The following is a 14,037-nucleotide window of genomic DNA, read 5'->3' as shown; positions in this document are numbered from 1 at the left end:
GGTCTTCTCCCTTACCAGCTCGACTTGACCATGCCGGGGATCTGCCCGCTGCTGGCAAGGTCGCGCAAGGCGATGCGGCACAGCTCAAACTTGCGGTAGTTCGCACGCGACCGGCCGGTCAGCTTGCAGCGCAGCTTGACGCGCACGCGCGCTCCGTTGCGCGGCAGCTCGGCCAGCTTCATCGACGCCTCGAAGCGGTCCTCGACCGGCAGCGTGCGGTCCATGATGATGCTCTTCAGTGCGAGGCGCTTGGGCTTGTCGCGCACCGACATTTGCGTCCGCTTCAGGTTGCGGTTGATGGCGGATGTCTTGGCCATGCCTTGTTCTATCCTCCGGAACCTGCCGGGCCCGTCCCGGTGGTCTTCCTAAACAGTTTAACGTTCCGTGCCACGAAGCAGTCCGACGCGCCCGGCCTTACGGCACGAACGGCAGGTCGAACCCCTTGAGCAGTGCCTTCGCCTCGGCGTCGGTCGCGGCACTGGTCACGAAGATGATGTCCATGCCGCGCACCTGGTCGACCTTGTCGTAGTTGATCTCCGGGAACACGATCTGCTCCTTCATGCCCATGGCGAAGTTGCCGCGGCCGTCGAAGCCCTTGTTCGCCGGCAGGCCGCGGAAGTCGCGCACGCGCGGCATCGCGATCGTCACCAGCCGGTCGAGGAACTCGTACATCCGGTTGCGGCGCAGGGTCACCTTGCAGCCGATCGGCAGGCCCTCGCGTATCTTGAAGCCGGCGATCGCCTTCTTGGCCACCGTCTTCACCGGCTTCTGGCCGGCGATCAGCATCATCTCGGAGACCGCCGCATCGAGCTTCTTCTGGTCGCCGGCGGCCTCGCCGACACCCATGTTGATGACGATCTTCTCGAGACGCGGAACCTGCATCACGTTCTTGTAGCCGAACTGCTCGCGCAGTGCTGCGCGCAGCTCGCTCTCGTAGCGCTGCTGCATGCGCGGCTTGGCGCGGGGGGTCGCGTCAGACATGTCCGCCTCCTCAGCCTTCGATGATCTGGCCGGTCGCGCGAGCGACCCGGACCTTGCGGCCATCGTCCAGCACCCGGTAGCCGACCTTGGTCGGCTTGCCGCTCTTGGGATCGACCAGTTTCAGGTTCGACAGGTCCACCGAGGCCTCGCGCTCGATGATCCCGCCCTGCTCGCCGGCGCCACGCGGCTTGGTGTGGCGCTTGGCGATGGCAACGCCGCGCACGACCGCGCGCCGGGCCGTGGTCAGCACGCTGAGCACCTCGCCCTGCTTGCCGCGATCGGAACCGGTGATGACGACCACCTGGTCACCCTTGCGAATACGGGCGGCCATCAGATCACCTCCGGCGCCAGCGAGATGATCTTCATGAATTTCCGCGCGCGCAGTTCGCGGACGACCGGCCCGAAGATGCGGGTGCCGATCGGCTCGGACTGCTTGTTGATCAGCACGGCGGCGTTGCGGTCGAAGCGGATCGCGCTGCCGTCGGCGCGGCGCACCGGGAACGAGGTGCGCACGATCACCGCCTGGTGCACGTCGCCCTTCTTCACCTTGCCGCGCGGGATCGCCTCCTTGATGGAGACGACGATCACGTCGCCGACCGAGGCGGACCTCCGCTTGGAGCCGCCCAGCACCTTGATGCACTGCACCCGACGCGCGCCGGAATTATCGGCGACATCCAGGTTGGTCTCGGGAATGATCATGTCTCAGAGCCCCAGATGCTGCGCGTTGTCGACGACCGCCACCGCGTCCGGCGGCGCCTCGCCCAGCGTCTCGCCGTTGCGCATCACCACCGTCCAGGTCTTGCGCTTGGAGATCGGCGGGCACTCGACGATGCGGACCGTGTCGCCGGTCTTGCACAGGTTCTCCTCGTCATGCGCCGCATACTTCTTCGAGCGGCGGATGAACTTCTTGTACAGCGGGTGCATGATGCGACGATCGACCAGGACCGTAATGGTCTTGTCCATCTTGTCGCTCGTCACACGGCCCGTCAGGACGCGCCTCGGCATCGCCCTTCTCCTCTCAGGAATGCGCCGCAGGAGCAGTGGCTCCCGCGAGTTTCTTGGAATGCTGGACCGTCTTGATGCGCGCGATCTCGCGACGCACCTCGCGCACCCGGCCGGCACCTTCGTTCTGGCCGGTCGCACGCTGGAAGCGCAGGTTGAACTGCTCGCGCTTCAGGTCCAGGAGCTGCGTCTGCAGCTCGTCCGCTGTCTTCGCCCGCAGGTCCGCGGGCTTGCTTGCCTTCGCCATCTCAGGCCTCCCCGAGCCGGGTCACGACCTTGGTCTTGATCGGCAGCTTGGCGGCGCCGAGCGCCAAGGCCTGCCTGGCGATCTCCGGCGACACGCCGTCGATCTCGAACACGATGCGGCCCGGCTTCACCCGCGCCACCCAGAACTCGGGCGACCCCTTGCCGGAGCCCATGCGGACCTCGGCCGGCTTGGTCGAGACCGGGACATCCGGAAAGATGCGTATCCAGACGCGGCCGGCACGCTTCATCGCACGCGTGATGGCACGGCGCGACGCCTCGATCTGGCGGGCAGTGATGCGCTCGGGCTCCAGCGCCTTGAGGCCGAACGCGCCGAAGTTCAGCGCCGTGCCGCCCTTGGCCAGCCCGTGGATGCGCCCCTTGTGGGCCTTGCGGTACTTGGTCCGCTTCGGAGAAAGCATGATCTAAATTCCTAAAGCCGGACTTCTAACGCTGCGGCGCCTGCTCGGCGGCACGCCGGTCCTGGGCCGATGGGTCGTGTGCCAGGACCTCGCCCTTGAAGATCCACACCTTCACGCCGCACGTGCCGTACGTCGTCTTGGCGGTGGCGACCCCGTAATCCATATCGGCGCGCAGCGTGTGCAGCGGCACCCGGCCTTCCTTGTACCATTCCACCCGGGCGATCTCGGCGCCGCCGAGACGGCCGCCGCAATTGATCCGGATGCCCTGCGCGCCGAGACGCATCGCCGACTGCACGGCGCGCTTCATCGCGCGGCGGAACGCCACCCGGCGCTCGAGCTGCTGGGCGATGTTCTCGGCGACCAGCTGCGCCTCGATCTCCGGCTTGCGTATCTCGACGATGTTCAGCGTCACGTCCGACTTCGCCATGCGCGCGAGGTCGCGGCGCAGCACATCGATGTCCTGCCCCTTCTTGCCGATCACCACGCCCGGCCGCGCCGCATAGATCGTCACGCGCGGCTTCTTGGCCGGGCGCTCGATCACCACGCGCGAGATGCCGGCGCCGGACAGCCGGCGCTTCAGGTGCGCGCGCAGCTTGAGGTCCTCGTGCAGCAGCTTCGAGTAGTCGGCGCCGGCATACCAGCGGCTGTCCCAGGTGCGGTTGATGCCGAGCCGCAGACCGATTGGATTGACCTTGTGACCCATGGTTCAGGCCGCCTTCTGTGCTTCTGCGTTTCCTGGATTCGCGTCGGGAGCCGGCTTGCGGGTGCGCGGCACCACCGGCTCCGGCGTGCGCTCCGCCACCACGATCTTCAGATGGCTGAAGAACTTCTCGACCCGCGCCGACCGGCCGCGGCCGCGCGCATGGAAGCGGCGCATGACGATGGATTTGCCCACTTCGGCGGTGGTCACGACCAGCTGGTCGACATCGAGCTGGTGGTTGTTCTCGGCGTTGGCAATCGCGCTCTGCAGCGTCTTCTTCACCTGCAGCGCGATACGACGCTTGCTGAAGGTCAGCGTCGCGACCGCCTGCGAGGCCGGCTTGTTGCGTATCAGGCCGGCGACCAGGTTCAGCTTGCGCGGGCTGATGCGGATGTTGCGCGTCACGGCCTGGGCTTCGGTATCGCCCAGGATGCGCGGATGCTTCGGCTTGCTCATGTCAGCCCCGCTTCGCCTTCTTGTCGGAGGAATGCCCCGTGAAGGTCCGGGTCGGCGAGAACTCGCCGAACTTGTGCCCGACCATGTTCTCGTTGACCTGCACCGGCAGGAACTTGTGGCCGTTATAGACACCGAAGGTCAGCCCGACGAAGTTCGGCAGGATCGTCGAACGGCGCGACCAGATCTTGATCACCTCGTTGCGGCCCGAGGCGCGCGATGTCTCGGCCTTGTTCAGCAGATACCCGTCCACGAACGGGCCCTTCCAGACGGAACGTGCCATCTCTGTTGCCCCTTACTTGCCGGTCTTGCGGCGGCGGATGATCAGGCTGTCGGTGCGCTTGTTGACGCGCGTCTTGTAGCCCTTGGTCGGCTTGCCCCACGGCGTCACCGGATGACGGCCGCCCGAAGTACGGCCCTCGCCGCCGCCGTGCGGATGGTCGACCGGGTTCATCACCACGCCGCGCTGATGCGGCCGGCGTCCGAGCCAGCGGCTGCGACCGGCCTTGCCGATCGACTGGTTCATGTTGTCCGGGTTCGACACCGCGCCCACGGTCGCCATGCATTCCGAGCGCACCAGGCGCAACTCGCCGGACTGCAGCTTGATCTGCGCGTAGCCGGAATCCTTGCCGACCAGCTGCGCATAGGTCCCCGCGGACCGCACCATCTTGCCGCCGGCGCCCGCCTTGAGCTCGACATTGTGCACGATGGTGCCGACCGGGATCGCCGACAGCGGCATCGCGTTGCCCGGCTTGATGTCGACACGCGCGCCGGCCACCACCGGGTCGCCGGCCTTCAGGCGCTGCGGCGCCAGGATGTAGGCCAGCTCGCCATCGGCATACTTGACCAGCGCAATGAACGCGGTGCGGTTCGGATCGTATTCGAGCCGCTCGACCACCCCCGGCACATCGAACTTGCGGCGCTTGAAATCGACGAAGCGGTAGGTCTGCTTGTGGCCACCGCCGCGGAAGCGCGATGTCGTGTGGCCATGGTTGTTGCGGCCACCGGACTTGTTCTTGCCCTCGGTGAGCAGCTTGACCGGCTTGCCCTTCCACAGCTCGCTACGGTCGATGAGGACCGTGCCACGAAGGCTGGGAGTGACCGGGTTGAAATGCCTGAGTGCCATCTGATGCTACCTCGCGTTCAGGCCAGCTTCGCGGACAGGTCGATCGACTGTCCCTCGGCAAGCTGCACGAACGCCTTCTTCACGTCGGACCTGACGCCCGGACGACCACGGAACCGCTTGGTCTTGCCCTTCTGGATGAGCGTGTTGACGCCCAGCACCTTGACGCCGAACAGCCCCTCGATCGCCGCCTTGATCTGCGGCTTGCTGGCCGACAGGGCCACGCTGAACACGACCTGGTTCTTCTCGGATAGCGCCGTCGCCTTCTCGGTGATCACCGGGGCGCGAACGATGTCGAACATCGCCTCGCGGGACAGACGCTCCGCCTTGCGGCGAATAGCCAGGATGTTGGTCATGCCGCGTGCTCCTCGTGCGCATCGCCATGAGCCGTATGCTCATGAGAGAGGCGGGCCTTCAGGGCATCGACGCCTGCGCGCGTGATCACCAGCACGTCGTGGTTGAGGATGTCATAGACGTTGGCGCCGACGCCCGGCAGCACGTCGATACGCGGCAGGTTGCGGGCGGCGCGCAGGAAGGTCTCGTTCACCACGCTGTCCACGATCAGCGCCGAGTTCCAGCCGAGCACCTTGAGCTTCTTCGCAAGCTCGGCGGTCTTGCCGCCGGCGCCGGTCTCGTCGAGCACCACCAGCCGACCCTCGGAGGCCTTCTGCGACAGCGCCGAGATCAGGCCGAGGCGGCGCACCTTCTTCGGCAGCGAATAGCCGTGGTCGCGCACGACCGGGCCGTGCACGGCGCCGCCGGTGCGGAACTGCGGCGCGCGCAGGCTGCCCTGGCGGGCGTTGCCGGTGCCCTTCTGCTTGTACGGCTTGCGCGTGGTGCCGGACACCTCGCCCATACCCTTGACCTTGTGGTTGCCGCTGCGGCGGCGCGCCAGCTGCCAGTGCACCACACGCGCCATGATGTCGGTGCGCGGGGTGGTGGCAAAGATCTCGTCGGGCAGGCCGATGGTGCCGGCGCTGCCGTTATCGAGGGTCTTGATGTCGAAATCCATGGCCCTCTTCCTCACTCGGCCGCGGCCGGAGCGACTTCGGCCCCGTGCAAGCCGGCCGGATACGGCGCATCCGCATGCCGGACCTTCTTGATCGCATCGCGCACGAGAACAAAATCGTTCTTCGCACCCGGGATCGCGCCGCGGATCATCAGCAGGTTGCGCTCGACATCGACCAGGGCGACCTCGAGGTTCAGCGTGGTGATCCGCTCGTGCCCGAGATGCCCCGCCATCTTCTTGTTCTTGAAGGTCTTGCCGGGATCCTGCCGGTTGCCGGTCGAACCCAGCGAACGATGGCTCACCGACACGCCGTGGCTCGCCTCGAGACCCGAGAAGTTCCAGCGCTTCATGCCGCCGGCGAAGCCCTTGCCCTTGCTGGTGCCGGTGACGTCCACTTTCTGCCCGACCACGAAATGCGCCGCCGACAGGCTCGCACCCGGCTCCAGCACCGCATCGGCGGCCACGCGGAACTCGACCAGCTTCTTCTTCGGCTCGACCTTGGTGCGAGCGAAATGGCCGCGGTTCGGCTTGCTGACGTTCTTCACCTTGGCATTGCCGCTGCCGAGCTGCACGGCGGTGTAGCCGTCGCGTTCCTCGGTGCGGGTATCCACCACCTGGAGGTTGTCCAGGTGCAGGACGGTGACCGGCACGTGCGTGCCGTCGTCCTTGAACAACCGGGACATGCCCAGCTTCTTTGCGATCAATCCGGTGCGCATCGTCTGGACCTTACAGCTTTATCTCGACGTCCACGCCGGAGGCGAGGTCGAGCTTCATCAGGGCGTCCACGGTCTGCGGGGTCGGCTCGACGATGTCGAGCAGCCGGCGATGCGTCCGGATCTCGAACTGCTCGCGGCTTTTCTTGTCCACGTGGGGGGAGCGGTTCACGGTGAACCGCTCGATATGCGTCGGCAGCGGGATGGGGCCCCGAACCCGCGCACCCGTACGCTTCGCCGTGTTCACGATCTCCTTCGTGCTGTTGTCCAGCACGCGGTGATCATACGCCTTCAGGCGAATGCGGATGTTCTGGTTGTCCATCTTGCGGTCAGTCCAACTTCATCAATACGGGGCGGGGTCCGGGACGCCTGGCGCCGGCTTCAGGCGGTGATCGAAGCCACCACGCCGGCGCCGACGGTGCGGCCACCCTCGCGGATCGCAAAACGCAGGCCCTCATCCATGGCGATCGGCGCGATCAGCTCGACATCCATCGACACGTTGTCGCCCGGCATCACCATCTCGGTGCCTTCCGGCAGCTGCACCACACCCGTCACGTCGGTCGTGCGGAAGTAGAACTGCGGACGGTAGTTGGTGAAGAACGGCGTATGGCGGCCACCCTCCTCCTTGGTGAGGATGTAGGCCTCGGCCTTGAACTTGGTGTGCGGGGTGATCGAGCCGGGCTTCGCCAGCACCTGGCCGCGCTCGACATCCTCGCGCTTGGTGCCGCGCAGCAGCGCGCCGATATTGTCGCCGGCCTGGCCACGGTCCAGCAGCTTGCGGAACATCTCGACGCCGGTGACGATGGTCTTCACCGTGTTCTTCAGGCCGACGATCTCGATCTCGTCGCCCACGTTCACGATGCCACGCTCGACGCGGCCGGTGACCACGGTGCCGCGGCCGGAGATCGAGAACACGTCCTCGATCGGCATCAGGAACGGACGGTCGATCGGCCGCTCGGGCTGCGGGATGTAGGTGTCGACCGCATTCATCAGCTCCATCACGGCATCTTCGCCGAGCACCGGGTCGCCATTTTCCAGCGTCACCAGGGCAGAGCCCTTGATCACCGGGATGTCGTCGCCGGGGAACTGGTAGGAGGAGAGCAGCTCGCGCACCTCCATCTCGACCAGCTCGAGCAGCTCGGGATCGTCGACCATGTCGACCTTGTTCAGGAACACCACCAGGGCCGGCACGCCGACCTGGCGGGCCAGCAGGATGTGCTCGCGGGTCTGCGGCATCGGGCCGTCGGCGGCAGACACCACCAGGATCGCGCCATCCATCTGGGCGGCGCCGGTGATCATGTTCTTCACATAGTCGGCGTGGCCGGGGCAGTCGACATGGGCGTAGTGGCGCGCCTTGGTCTCGTACTCGACATGCGCGGTCGAGATCGTGATGCCACGGGCGCGCTCTTCCGGTGCCTTGTCGATCTGGTCATACGCCGTGTAGACGGCGCCGCCGACCTTCGCCAGGGTCTTGGTGATCGCAGCCGTCAGCGACGTCTTGCCATGATCCACGTGGCCGATCGTGCCGATGTTGCAGTGCGGCTTGTTCCGCTCGAATTTCGCCTTAGCCATCGTCGTCTCTCCGTTACCGCAGCCTGTGACCGGGCGCAGGGTTGAAGGGTGTGAAAGCCTGTAGTCGCCTTGAGCCTTACCAGCGGTAATGGCTGAAGGCCTTGTTCGCCTCCGCCATCCGGTGCGTATCTTCGCGCTTCTTCACGGCGGTGCCGCGGTTGTTCACCGCGTCGAGCAGCTCGTTGGAGAGACGCTCCTGCATGGTGTGCTCGCCGCGCTTGCGCGAGCTGTCGATCAGCCAGCGGATCGCCAGCGCCTGGCGACGCTCGGTGCGCACCTCGACCGGCACCTGGTAGGTGGCGCCACCGACACGGCGCGAGCGCACCTCGACGGCCGGCTTCACGTTCTCCAGCGCCTCGTGGAACATCCGCACCGGATCGGCCGCGGCACCCCCGCGGCGACGCATCGACTCGAACGCACCATAGACGATGCCCTCGGCGGTGGATTTCTTGCCGTCATACATCAGCGCGTTCATGAAGCGCGTGACGACGACGTCACCGAACTTGGGGTCCGGCAGGATCTCGCGCTTGACGGCGCGGCGGCGGCGACTCATCCCTCGATATCCTCTTACTTCGGGCGCTTGGCGCCGTAGAGCGAACGACGCTGGCGGCGCTTGGCGATCCCCTGCGTGTCGAGCACGCCGCGCAGGATGTGGTAGCGCACGCCCGGAAGATCCTTCACGCGGCCGCCACGGATCAGGACCACGCTGTGCTCCTGCAGGTTGTGGCCCTCGCCCGGAATGTAGCTCACCACCTCGTAGCCGTTCGTCAGGCGCACCTTGGCAACCTTGCGAAGCGCCGAGTTCGGCTTCTTCGGGGTCGTCGTATAGACGCGCGTGCATACCCCACGCTTCTGCGGGCAGCCCTGCAGGGCCGGCACCTTGTTGCGCTTGGCAGCGGGCTCGCGCCCCTTGGCGATCAGCTGGTTGATGGTGGGCATACGCCTCTGTCCCGATCCTCTTTGTGCCGTCCCCGGCCCGTGCTTGCGCCGACCTTCGCCTGCACCCGCCGATCGCAACACAAAAACCGCATCGGACGGGCTAGCCCTCCGCGCGGCGTCCTGATCACGTTCGGCCTGAGCACCCTGGTAGCCAGAGGAGCGGCGCCGCACGCTAATCGGTGCTGCATTCGACGGCTTCCAAACGACCTTGGTGAAGGTCAGCCGAGGGCGCGGAACCTACGAAGCGGTTGGTGCTGAGTCAAGCCGCGTTGGGCGCAGGAGCGAAGCTCAGTCATGCGGTCGTTGCAACACAAGCAGCCAGGGCTCTGCCCTGGACCCGCTAGGGCCTGAGGCCCCAGACCCCCACTAATATAAGTATATCGCAGAGGGCCGGCTTTTGGCGGGGTCCTGGGCAGCGTTCCTGATCTTCTGCAAGCCTTCCAGGGCGAGCCCGGCCGAGAATGCGCTACGCTGAGCGAGAGTGCTGCGCAGCGGCACGCCCGGCGTGACTTTCCGAGCACCGGAGCGGAGCGGCCTCCTGTGGCCGTGAGCACCGGAGCGCAGGAAAGGCGCGTCGGATCGCCAGCGTAGTAGCATTGTCGGACGGGCTCAAAAGAAATGGGCCGCCGAGGGGATCCCCTCAGCGGCCCAGTCTTGGAGCAGGTCTGCGGCTTATTCTGCCGCGCGACCCGTCACCGCTGGCGTGGTCTGGCCCAGCTTGTGCTGGGCGTCACGGCCGGCGGCTACGGCGCGGAGCTTGTTCATCACGCTGCCGGTGCCGGCAGGGATCAGACGACCCACGATGACGTTCTCCTTGAGGCCATTCAACGTATCCACCTTGCCGGCAGTCGCCGCCTCCGTCAACACCCGCGTGGTCTCCTGGAAGGAGGCCGCCGAGATGAAGGAGTGCGTCTGCAGGCTGGCCTTGGTGATGCCCTGCAGCACCGGCATCGCGTTGGCCGGCCGCTCGTTGGCCTGCAGGCGCTTGGCGTTCTCGCCCTCGTACTCGATACGGTCCACCGTCTCGCCGATCAGGTAGGTCGTGTCACCGGGCTCGAGGATCTCCACCTTCTGCAGCATCTGCCGGACGATGACCTCGATGTGCTTGTCGTTGATCTTCACGCCCTGCAGCCGGTACACGTCCTGGATCTCGTTCACCAGGTAGTCCGACAGCGCTTCCACGCCGAGGACCTTCAGGATGTCGTGCGGCACGCGCGGCCCGTCGACCAGCGGATCGCCACGCCGCACGAAGTCGCCTTCCTGCACCGAGACGTGCTTGCCCTTCGGGATCAGGTAGTCGGTCTCCTCGCTGGTCTCGTCGTTCTTGACGATGACCCGGCGCTTGGCCTTGTAGTCCTTGCCGAACTCGATGCGGCCATCGGTCTCGGCGATGATCGCATGGTCCTTGGGGCGGCGTGCCTCGAACAGCTCGGCCACCCTTGGCAGGCCGCCGGTGATGTCGCGCGTCTTGCTGCCCTCGCGCGGGATGCGGGCCAGCACGTCACCGGCATGCACCACGGCGCCGTTCTCGACCGAGAGGATCGAGTCCGAGGTCAGGAAGTAGCGGGCCTCGCCGCCGTTGGACATCTTGAGCACTTCGCCCTTGCTGTCCTTGAGCTGCAGCCGTGGCCGCAGGTCGATGCCCTTGGCCGCCTGCTTGTAGTCCACCACCACCTTCGAGGTGAGGCCGGTCACCTCGTCCATGCGCTCGACCAGCGTGATGCTGTCGATCAGGTCGAGATACTCGACGCGGCCGGCCTGCTCGGTGATGATCGGCAGGGTGTACGGGTCCCACTCGGCCAGCTTCTGCTGCCTGGTGACCGTCGCCCCCTCGTCCACCAGCAGCCGGGCGCCGTACGGCACCCGGAAGCGGGCGCGCTCGGTGCCCTTCTCGTCGGTCAGCACGATCTCGCAGTTGCGCGACATCACCACCGGCACGTTCATGCTGTTCTGCACGACGTTGCGGTTCTTGATGGTGACCACGCCGTCATGCGACGCCTCGACCATCGACTGCTCGGCGCCGCGCTGCGCCGCGCCGCCGATATGGAAGGTGCGCATGGTGAGCTGCGTGCCCGGCTCGCCGATCGACTGCGCCGCGATCACGCCGACCGCCTCGCCGATATTGACCGGCGTGCCGCGGGCGAGGTCGCGCCCGTAGCAGCAGCCGCAGACGCCGACCCGGCTGTCGCAGGTCAGCACCGAGCGGATCAGCATGCTCTCGACGCCGGCGGTCTCGACGCGTTCCGCCTCCGCCTCGCCGATCAGCGTGTTGCGCGGCAGCAGCACCCCCCCGGTCGCCGGGTCCAGCACGTCGATGGCGGTCGAACGGCCCAGGATGCGCTCGGCCAGGCTGGAGACCACCTCGCCGCCATCCATCACCGCGCGCACGGTCAGGCCGCGCTCGGTGCCGCAATCGTTCTCGACGATGATGCAGTCCTGCGCCACGTCGACCAGGCGGCGGGTCAGGTAGCCGGAGTTGGCCGTCTTCAGCGCCGTGTCCGCGAGGCCCTTGCGGGCGCCGTGAGTGGAGGTGAAGTAGTCGAGGACCGACAGCCCCTCCTTGAAGTTGGCGATGATCGGCTGCTCGATGATCTCGCCCGAGGGCTTGGCCATCAGGCCACGCATGCCGGCCAGCTGCTTCATCTGCGCCGGCGACCCGCGCGCACCGGAATGGCTCATCATCCAGACCGAGTTGGTCTGCTTGCCGGGTTCCTGCCTGGAGATCTCCTTCATCATCGCGGCCTGCACCTCGTCGGTGCAGCGCGACCAGGCATCGACCACCTTGTTGTAGCGCTCGCCGGCGGTGATCAGCCCGTCCTGGTACTGCTGCTCGAACTCCTTGACCTCGGCCTGGGTCTTCTCGACCAGCGGCTTCTTCTCGGCCGGGATGATCATGTCGTCCTTGCCGAACGAGATGCCCGCCTTCGCCGCCTGGCCGAAGCCGAGGCCCATCAGCCGGTCGGCGAAGATCACGCACTCCTTCTGGCCGCAATGGCGGTACACCGCGTCGATCACGTCCGAGACGTTCTTCTTGGTGAGCTGCTTGTTGAGCAGCTCGAACGGCACCATCGGGTGCTTGGGCAGGATCTGGGCGATCAGCATGCGGCCCGGCGTGGTGACCACGGTCCGGCGCACCGGGCGGCCCTCGGCATCGACGGTGTCGTAGCGCGCCCGGATCTTGTCGTGCAGCTCGATCGCCTTGGCGGTCAGCGCGAACTCGATCTCGCCGATCGAGCCGAACGCCGAGGCGCCGGTGACGGTGACGTGGCCGTCCTTGTCGTATTCGTTCTGATCCGGCGTGGTGCGGAAGTCGGCGGTCTCGAGCGACAGGTAGTACAGCCCGAGCACGATGTCCTGGCTCGGCACGATGATCGGCTTGCCGTTCGCCGGGCTGAGGATGTTGTTGGTCGACATCATCAGCACGCGCGCCTCGAGCTGCGCCTCCAGGCTGAGCGGCACGTGCACCGCCATCTGGTCGCCGTCGAAGTCGGCGTTGAACGCCGTGCAGACCAGCGGGTGCAGCTGGATCGCCTTGCCCTCGATCAGCACCGGCTCGAAGGCCTGGATGCCGAGCCGGTGCAGCGTGGGCGCCCGGTTCAGCATCACCGGATGCTCGCGGATCACCTCCTCGAGGATGTCCCAGACCTCGGGACGCTCCTTCTCCACCATCCGCTTGGCGGCCTTGATCGTGGTGGCGTGGCCGTATTTCTCCAGCTTGGAGTAGATGAACGGCTTGAACAGCTCGAGCGCCATCTTCTTGGGCAGGCCGCACTGGTGCAGCTTCAGCTCCGGACCGACCACGATCACCGAGCGGCCGGAATAGTCGACCCGCTTGCCGAGCAGGTTCTGCCTAAAGCGGCCCTGCTTGCCCTTGAGCATGTCGGACAGCGACTTCAGCGGACGCTTGTTGGCCCCCGTGATGGCGCGGCCGCGACGGCCGTTATCGAACAGCGCGTCCACGCTCTCCTGCAGCATGCGCTTCTCGTTGCGCACGATGATGTCGGGCGCGCGCAGCTCGATCAGCCGCTTGAGGCGGTTGTTGCGGTTGATGACGCGGCGATACAGGTCGTTCAGGTCGGACGTCGCGAACCGGCCGCCATCGAGCGGCACCAGCGGACGCAGCTCGGGCGGGATCACCGGCACCACGTCCAGGATCATCCAGTCCGGATGCGAGCCGCTCTCGGCGAACGCCTCGACCAGCTTCAGCCGTTTCACCAGCTTCTTGCGCTTGGCCTCGGAGGTGGTGTCCTTGAGGTCGGCGCGCAGCTTCACCTTCTCGGCGTCGCAGTCGATCTCCTTGAGGATCGACTTCACCGCCTCGGCGCCGATGCCGTAGCGGAAGTCGTCGCCGAACTCGTCCTGCTTGTTGAGCAGCTGGTCCTCGGTCAGCAGCTGGTGCAGCTTGAGGTCGGTCGAGCCCGGCTCGAGAACCACGTAGTTCTCGAAATACAGGATCTTCTCCAGCTCCTTGAGCGTGAGGTCGACCATCAGCCCGATGCGGCTCGGCAGCGATTTGAGGAACCAGATATGCGCCACCGGCGAGGCCAGCTCGATATGGCCCATGCGCTCGCGGCGCACCTTGGCCAGCGTCACCTCGACGCCGCACTTCTCGCAGATGATGCCGCGGAACTTCATCCGCTTGTACTTGCCGCACAGGCACTCGTAGTCCTTGATCGGCCCGAAGATGCGCGCGCAGAACAGCCCGTCCCGCTCCGGCTTGAACGTGCGGTAGTTGATCGTCTCCGGCTTCTTGATCTCGCCATACGACCAGGAGCGGATCTGCTCGGACGAGGCGAGCTGGATCTTGATCTGGTCGAACGTCTGCGCCTGGCCGGTCTGGCCAAGGATCTTCATCAGTTCATTCATGCGTCGTGACCCCT

General features: G+C 66.2%; 19 protein-coding genes. All 19 read right to left on the bottom strand.

Annotated features, from left to right (window positions below):
• Nucleotides 1–11: 11 nt before the first annotated feature.
• The 19 genes from rpsN to rpoC all read right to left on the bottom strand — a co-directional run bounded on the left by rpsN (nucleotide 12) and on the right by rpoC (nucleotide 14,023).
• Complete coding sequence (gene rpsN, locus ACQY4O_RS01800; RefSeq protein WP_428374535.1) at nucleotides 12–317, bottom strand: 30S ribosomal protein S14; 306 nt, start codon at nucleotides 315–317, stop codon at nucleotides 12–14.
• Between the two features lie 97 nt (nucleotides 318–414).
• Nucleotides 415–981, bottom strand: coding sequence for a 50S ribosomal protein L5 (gene rplE / locus ACQY4O_RS01795; protein ID WP_428374534.1), 567 nt, complete (start codon nucleotides 979–981; stop codon nucleotides 415–417).
• Nucleotides 982–991: 10 nt separating this feature from the next.
• Nucleotides 992–1,312 carry a 50S ribosomal protein L24 gene (rplX, locus tag ACQY4O_RS01790; protein ID WP_428374533.1) on the bottom strand — a complete coding sequence of 107 codons (321 nt, stop codon included), beginning with the start codon at nucleotides 1,310–1,312 and terminating at the stop codon, nucleotides 992–994.
• Entirely contained in the window at nucleotides 1,312–1,680 is a 369-nt protein-coding gene (gene rplN, locus ACQY4O_RS01785) for a 50S ribosomal protein L14 (protein ID WP_428374532.1), read from the bottom strand. The genes rplX and rplN overlap by 1 nt, the downstream gene beginning before the upstream one ends.
• Before the next feature lie 3 nt (nucleotides 1,681–1,683).
• Nucleotides 1,684–1,986, bottom strand: coding sequence for a 30S ribosomal protein S17 (rpsQ, locus tag ACQY4O_RS01780; RefSeq protein WP_428374531.1), 303 nt, complete (start codon nucleotides 1,984–1,986; stop codon nucleotides 1,684–1,686).
• Nucleotides 1,987–1,999: 13 nt separating this feature from the next.
• Nucleotides 2,000–2,230 carry a 50S ribosomal protein L29 gene (gene rpmC, locus ACQY4O_RS01775; protein WP_428374530.1) on the bottom strand — a complete coding sequence of 77 codons (231 nt, stop codon included), beginning with the start codon at nucleotides 2,228–2,230 and terminating at the stop codon, nucleotides 2,000–2,002.
• A gap of 1 nt (nucleotide 2,231) precedes the next feature.
• Nucleotides 2,232–2,648: a 50S ribosomal protein L16 gene (rplP, locus tag ACQY4O_RS01770; protein ID WP_428374529.1), complete on the bottom strand. Its 417-nt coding sequence runs from the start codon at nucleotides 2,646–2,648 to the stop codon at nucleotides 2,232–2,234.
• Between the two features lie 25 nt (nucleotides 2,649–2,673).
• Nucleotides 2,674–3,351, bottom strand: coding sequence for a 30S ribosomal protein S3 (rpsC, locus tag ACQY4O_RS01765; protein ID WP_428374528.1), 678 nt, complete (start codon nucleotides 3,349–3,351; stop codon nucleotides 2,674–2,676).
• A 3-nt stretch (nucleotides 3,352–3,354) separates the two neighbouring features.
• Nucleotides 3,355–3,804, bottom strand: coding sequence for a 50S ribosomal protein L22 (rplV, locus tag ACQY4O_RS01760; protein ID WP_428374527.1), 450 nt, complete (start codon nucleotides 3,802–3,804; stop codon nucleotides 3,355–3,357).
• Nucleotide 3,805: 1 nt separating this feature from the next.
• Entirely contained in the window at nucleotides 3,806–4,084 is a 279-nt protein-coding gene (rpsS, locus tag ACQY4O_RS01755; RefSeq protein ID WP_138324416.1) for a 30S ribosomal protein S19, read from the bottom strand.
• Between the two features lie 12 nt (nucleotides 4,085–4,096).
• Nucleotides 4,097–4,927 carry a 50S ribosomal protein L2 gene (gene rplB, locus ACQY4O_RS01750; protein WP_428374526.1) on the bottom strand — a complete coding sequence of 277 codons (831 nt, stop codon included), beginning with the start codon at nucleotides 4,925–4,927 and terminating at the stop codon, nucleotides 4,097–4,099.
• Between the two features lie 17 nt (nucleotides 4,928–4,944).
• Nucleotides 4,945–5,241 carry a 50S ribosomal protein L23 gene (locus ACQY4O_RS01745; RefSeq protein ID WP_428378072.1) on the bottom strand — a complete coding sequence of 99 codons (297 nt, stop codon included), beginning with the start codon at nucleotides 5,239–5,241 and terminating at the stop codon, nucleotides 4,945–4,947.
• A gap of 35 nt (nucleotides 5,242–5,276) precedes the next feature.
• Nucleotides 5,277–5,936, bottom strand: coding sequence for a 50S ribosomal protein L4 (gene rplD, locus ACQY4O_RS01740; RefSeq protein WP_428374525.1), 660 nt, complete (start codon nucleotides 5,934–5,936; stop codon nucleotides 5,277–5,279).
• A gap of 11 nt (nucleotides 5,937–5,947) precedes the next feature.
• Complete coding sequence (gene rplC / locus ACQY4O_RS01735) at nucleotides 5,948–6,649, bottom strand: 50S ribosomal protein L3 (RefSeq protein ID WP_428374524.1); 702 nt, start codon at nucleotides 6,647–6,649, stop codon at nucleotides 5,948–5,950.
• Between the two features lie 10 nt (nucleotides 6,650–6,659).
• A complete protein-coding gene (rpsJ, locus tag ACQY4O_RS01730) occupies nucleotides 6,660–6,968 on the bottom strand; it encodes a 30S ribosomal protein S10 (protein WP_138324421.1) in 309 nt (102 codons plus the stop codon).
• Between the two features lie 59 nt (nucleotides 6,969–7,027).
• Complete coding sequence (gene tuf / locus ACQY4O_RS01725) at nucleotides 7,028–8,218, bottom strand: elongation factor Tu (protein ID WP_428374523.1); 1,191 nt, start codon at nucleotides 8,216–8,218, stop codon at nucleotides 7,028–7,030.
• 76 nt (nucleotides 8,219–8,294) lie between these two features.
• Entirely contained in the window at nucleotides 8,295–8,771 is a 477-nt protein-coding gene (gene rpsG / locus ACQY4O_RS01720) for a 30S ribosomal protein S7 (protein ID WP_138324423.1), read from the bottom strand.
• 14 nt (nucleotides 8,772–8,785) lie between these two features.
• Nucleotides 8,786–9,157, bottom strand: a complete 372-nt coding sequence (gene rpsL, locus ACQY4O_RS01715) for a 30S ribosomal protein S12 (RefSeq protein WP_003621118.1) — start codon at nucleotides 9,155–9,157, stop codon at nucleotides 8,786–8,788.
• A 672-nt stretch (nucleotides 9,158–9,829) separates the two neighbouring features.
• The gene (gene rpoC / locus ACQY4O_RS01710; RefSeq protein ID WP_428374522.1) at nucleotides 9,830–14,023 is read right to left on the bottom strand and encodes a DNA-directed RNA polymerase subunit beta'; all 4,194 of its coding nucleotides are present in this window, start codon (nucleotides 14,021–14,023) and stop codon (nucleotides 9,830–9,832) included.
• Nucleotides 14,024–14,037 lie beyond the last annotated feature (14 nt).

Source organism: Lichenicoccus sp., from assembly GCF_965277665.1.
GTDB lineage: Bacteria > Pseudomonadota > Alphaproteobacteria > Acetobacterales > Acetobacteraceae > Lichenicoccus.
The sequence above is the reverse complement of the archived record's forward strand: the minus strand, read 5'-3'. Positions and strand labels throughout refer to the sequence as shown.

Coding starts and splice junctions, on each gene's coding strand:
- rpsN (WP_428374535.1), bottom strand. CDS start 317: ATGGCCAAGACATCCGCCATCAACCGCAACCTGAAGCGGACGCAAATG.
- rplE (WP_428374534.1), bottom strand. CDS start 981: ATGTCTGACGCGACCCCCCGCGCCAAGCCGCGCATGCAGCAGCGCTAC.
- rplX (WP_428374533.1), bottom strand. CDS start 1,312: ATGGCCGCCCGTATTCGCAAGGGTGACCAGGTGGTCGTCATCACCGGT.
- rplN (WP_428374532.1), bottom strand. CDS start 1,680: ATGATCATTCCCGAGACCAACCTGGATGTCGCCGATAATTCCGGCGCG.
- rpsQ (WP_428374531.1), bottom strand. CDS start 1,986: ATGCCGAGGCGCGTCCTGACGGGCCGTGTGACGAGCGACAAGATGGAC.
- rpmC (WP_428374530.1), bottom strand. CDS start 2,230: ATGGCGAAGGCAAGCAAGCCCGCGGACCTGCGGGCGAAGACAGCGGAC.
- rplP (WP_428374529.1), bottom strand. CDS start 2,648: ATGCTTTCTCCGAAGCGGACCAAGTACCGCAAGGCCCACAAGGGGCGC.
- rpsC (WP_428374528.1), bottom strand. CDS start 3,351: ATGGGTCACAAGGTCAATCCAATCGGTCTGCGGCTCGGCATCAACCGC.
- rplV (WP_428374527.1), bottom strand. CDS start 3,804: ATGAGCAAGCCGAAGCATCCGCGCATCCTGGGCGATACCGAAGCCCAG.
- rpsS (WP_138324416.1), bottom strand. CDS start 4,084: ATGGCACGTTCCGTCTGGAAGGGCCCGTTCGTGGACGGGTATCTGCTG.
- rplB (WP_428374526.1), bottom strand. CDS start 4,927: ATGGCACTCAGGCATTTCAACCCGGTCACTCCCAGCCTTCGTGGCACG.
- rplD (WP_428374525.1), bottom strand. CDS start 5,936: ATGGATTTCGACATCAAGACCCTCGATAACGGCAGCGCCGGCACCATC.
- rplC (WP_428374524.1), bottom strand. CDS start 6,649: ATGCGCACCGGATTGATCGCAAAGAAGCTGGGCATGTCCCGGTTGTTC.
- rpsJ (WP_138324421.1), bottom strand. CDS start 6,968: ATGGACAACCAGAACATCCGCATTCGCCTGAAGGCGTATGATCACCGC.
- tuf (WP_428374523.1), bottom strand. CDS start 8,218: ATGGCTAAGGCGAAATTCGAGCGGAACAAGCCGCACTGCAACATCGGC.
- rpsG (WP_138324423.1), bottom strand. CDS start 8,771: ATGAGTCGCCGCCGCCGCGCCGTCAAGCGCGAGATCCTGCCGGACCCC.
- rpsL (WP_003621118.1), bottom strand. CDS start 9,157: ATGCCCACCATCAACCAGCTGATCGCCAAGGGGCGCGAGCCCGCTGCC.
- rpoC (WP_428374522.1), bottom strand. CDS start 14,023: ATGAATGAACTGATGAAGATCCTTGGCCAGACCGGCCAGGCGCAGACG.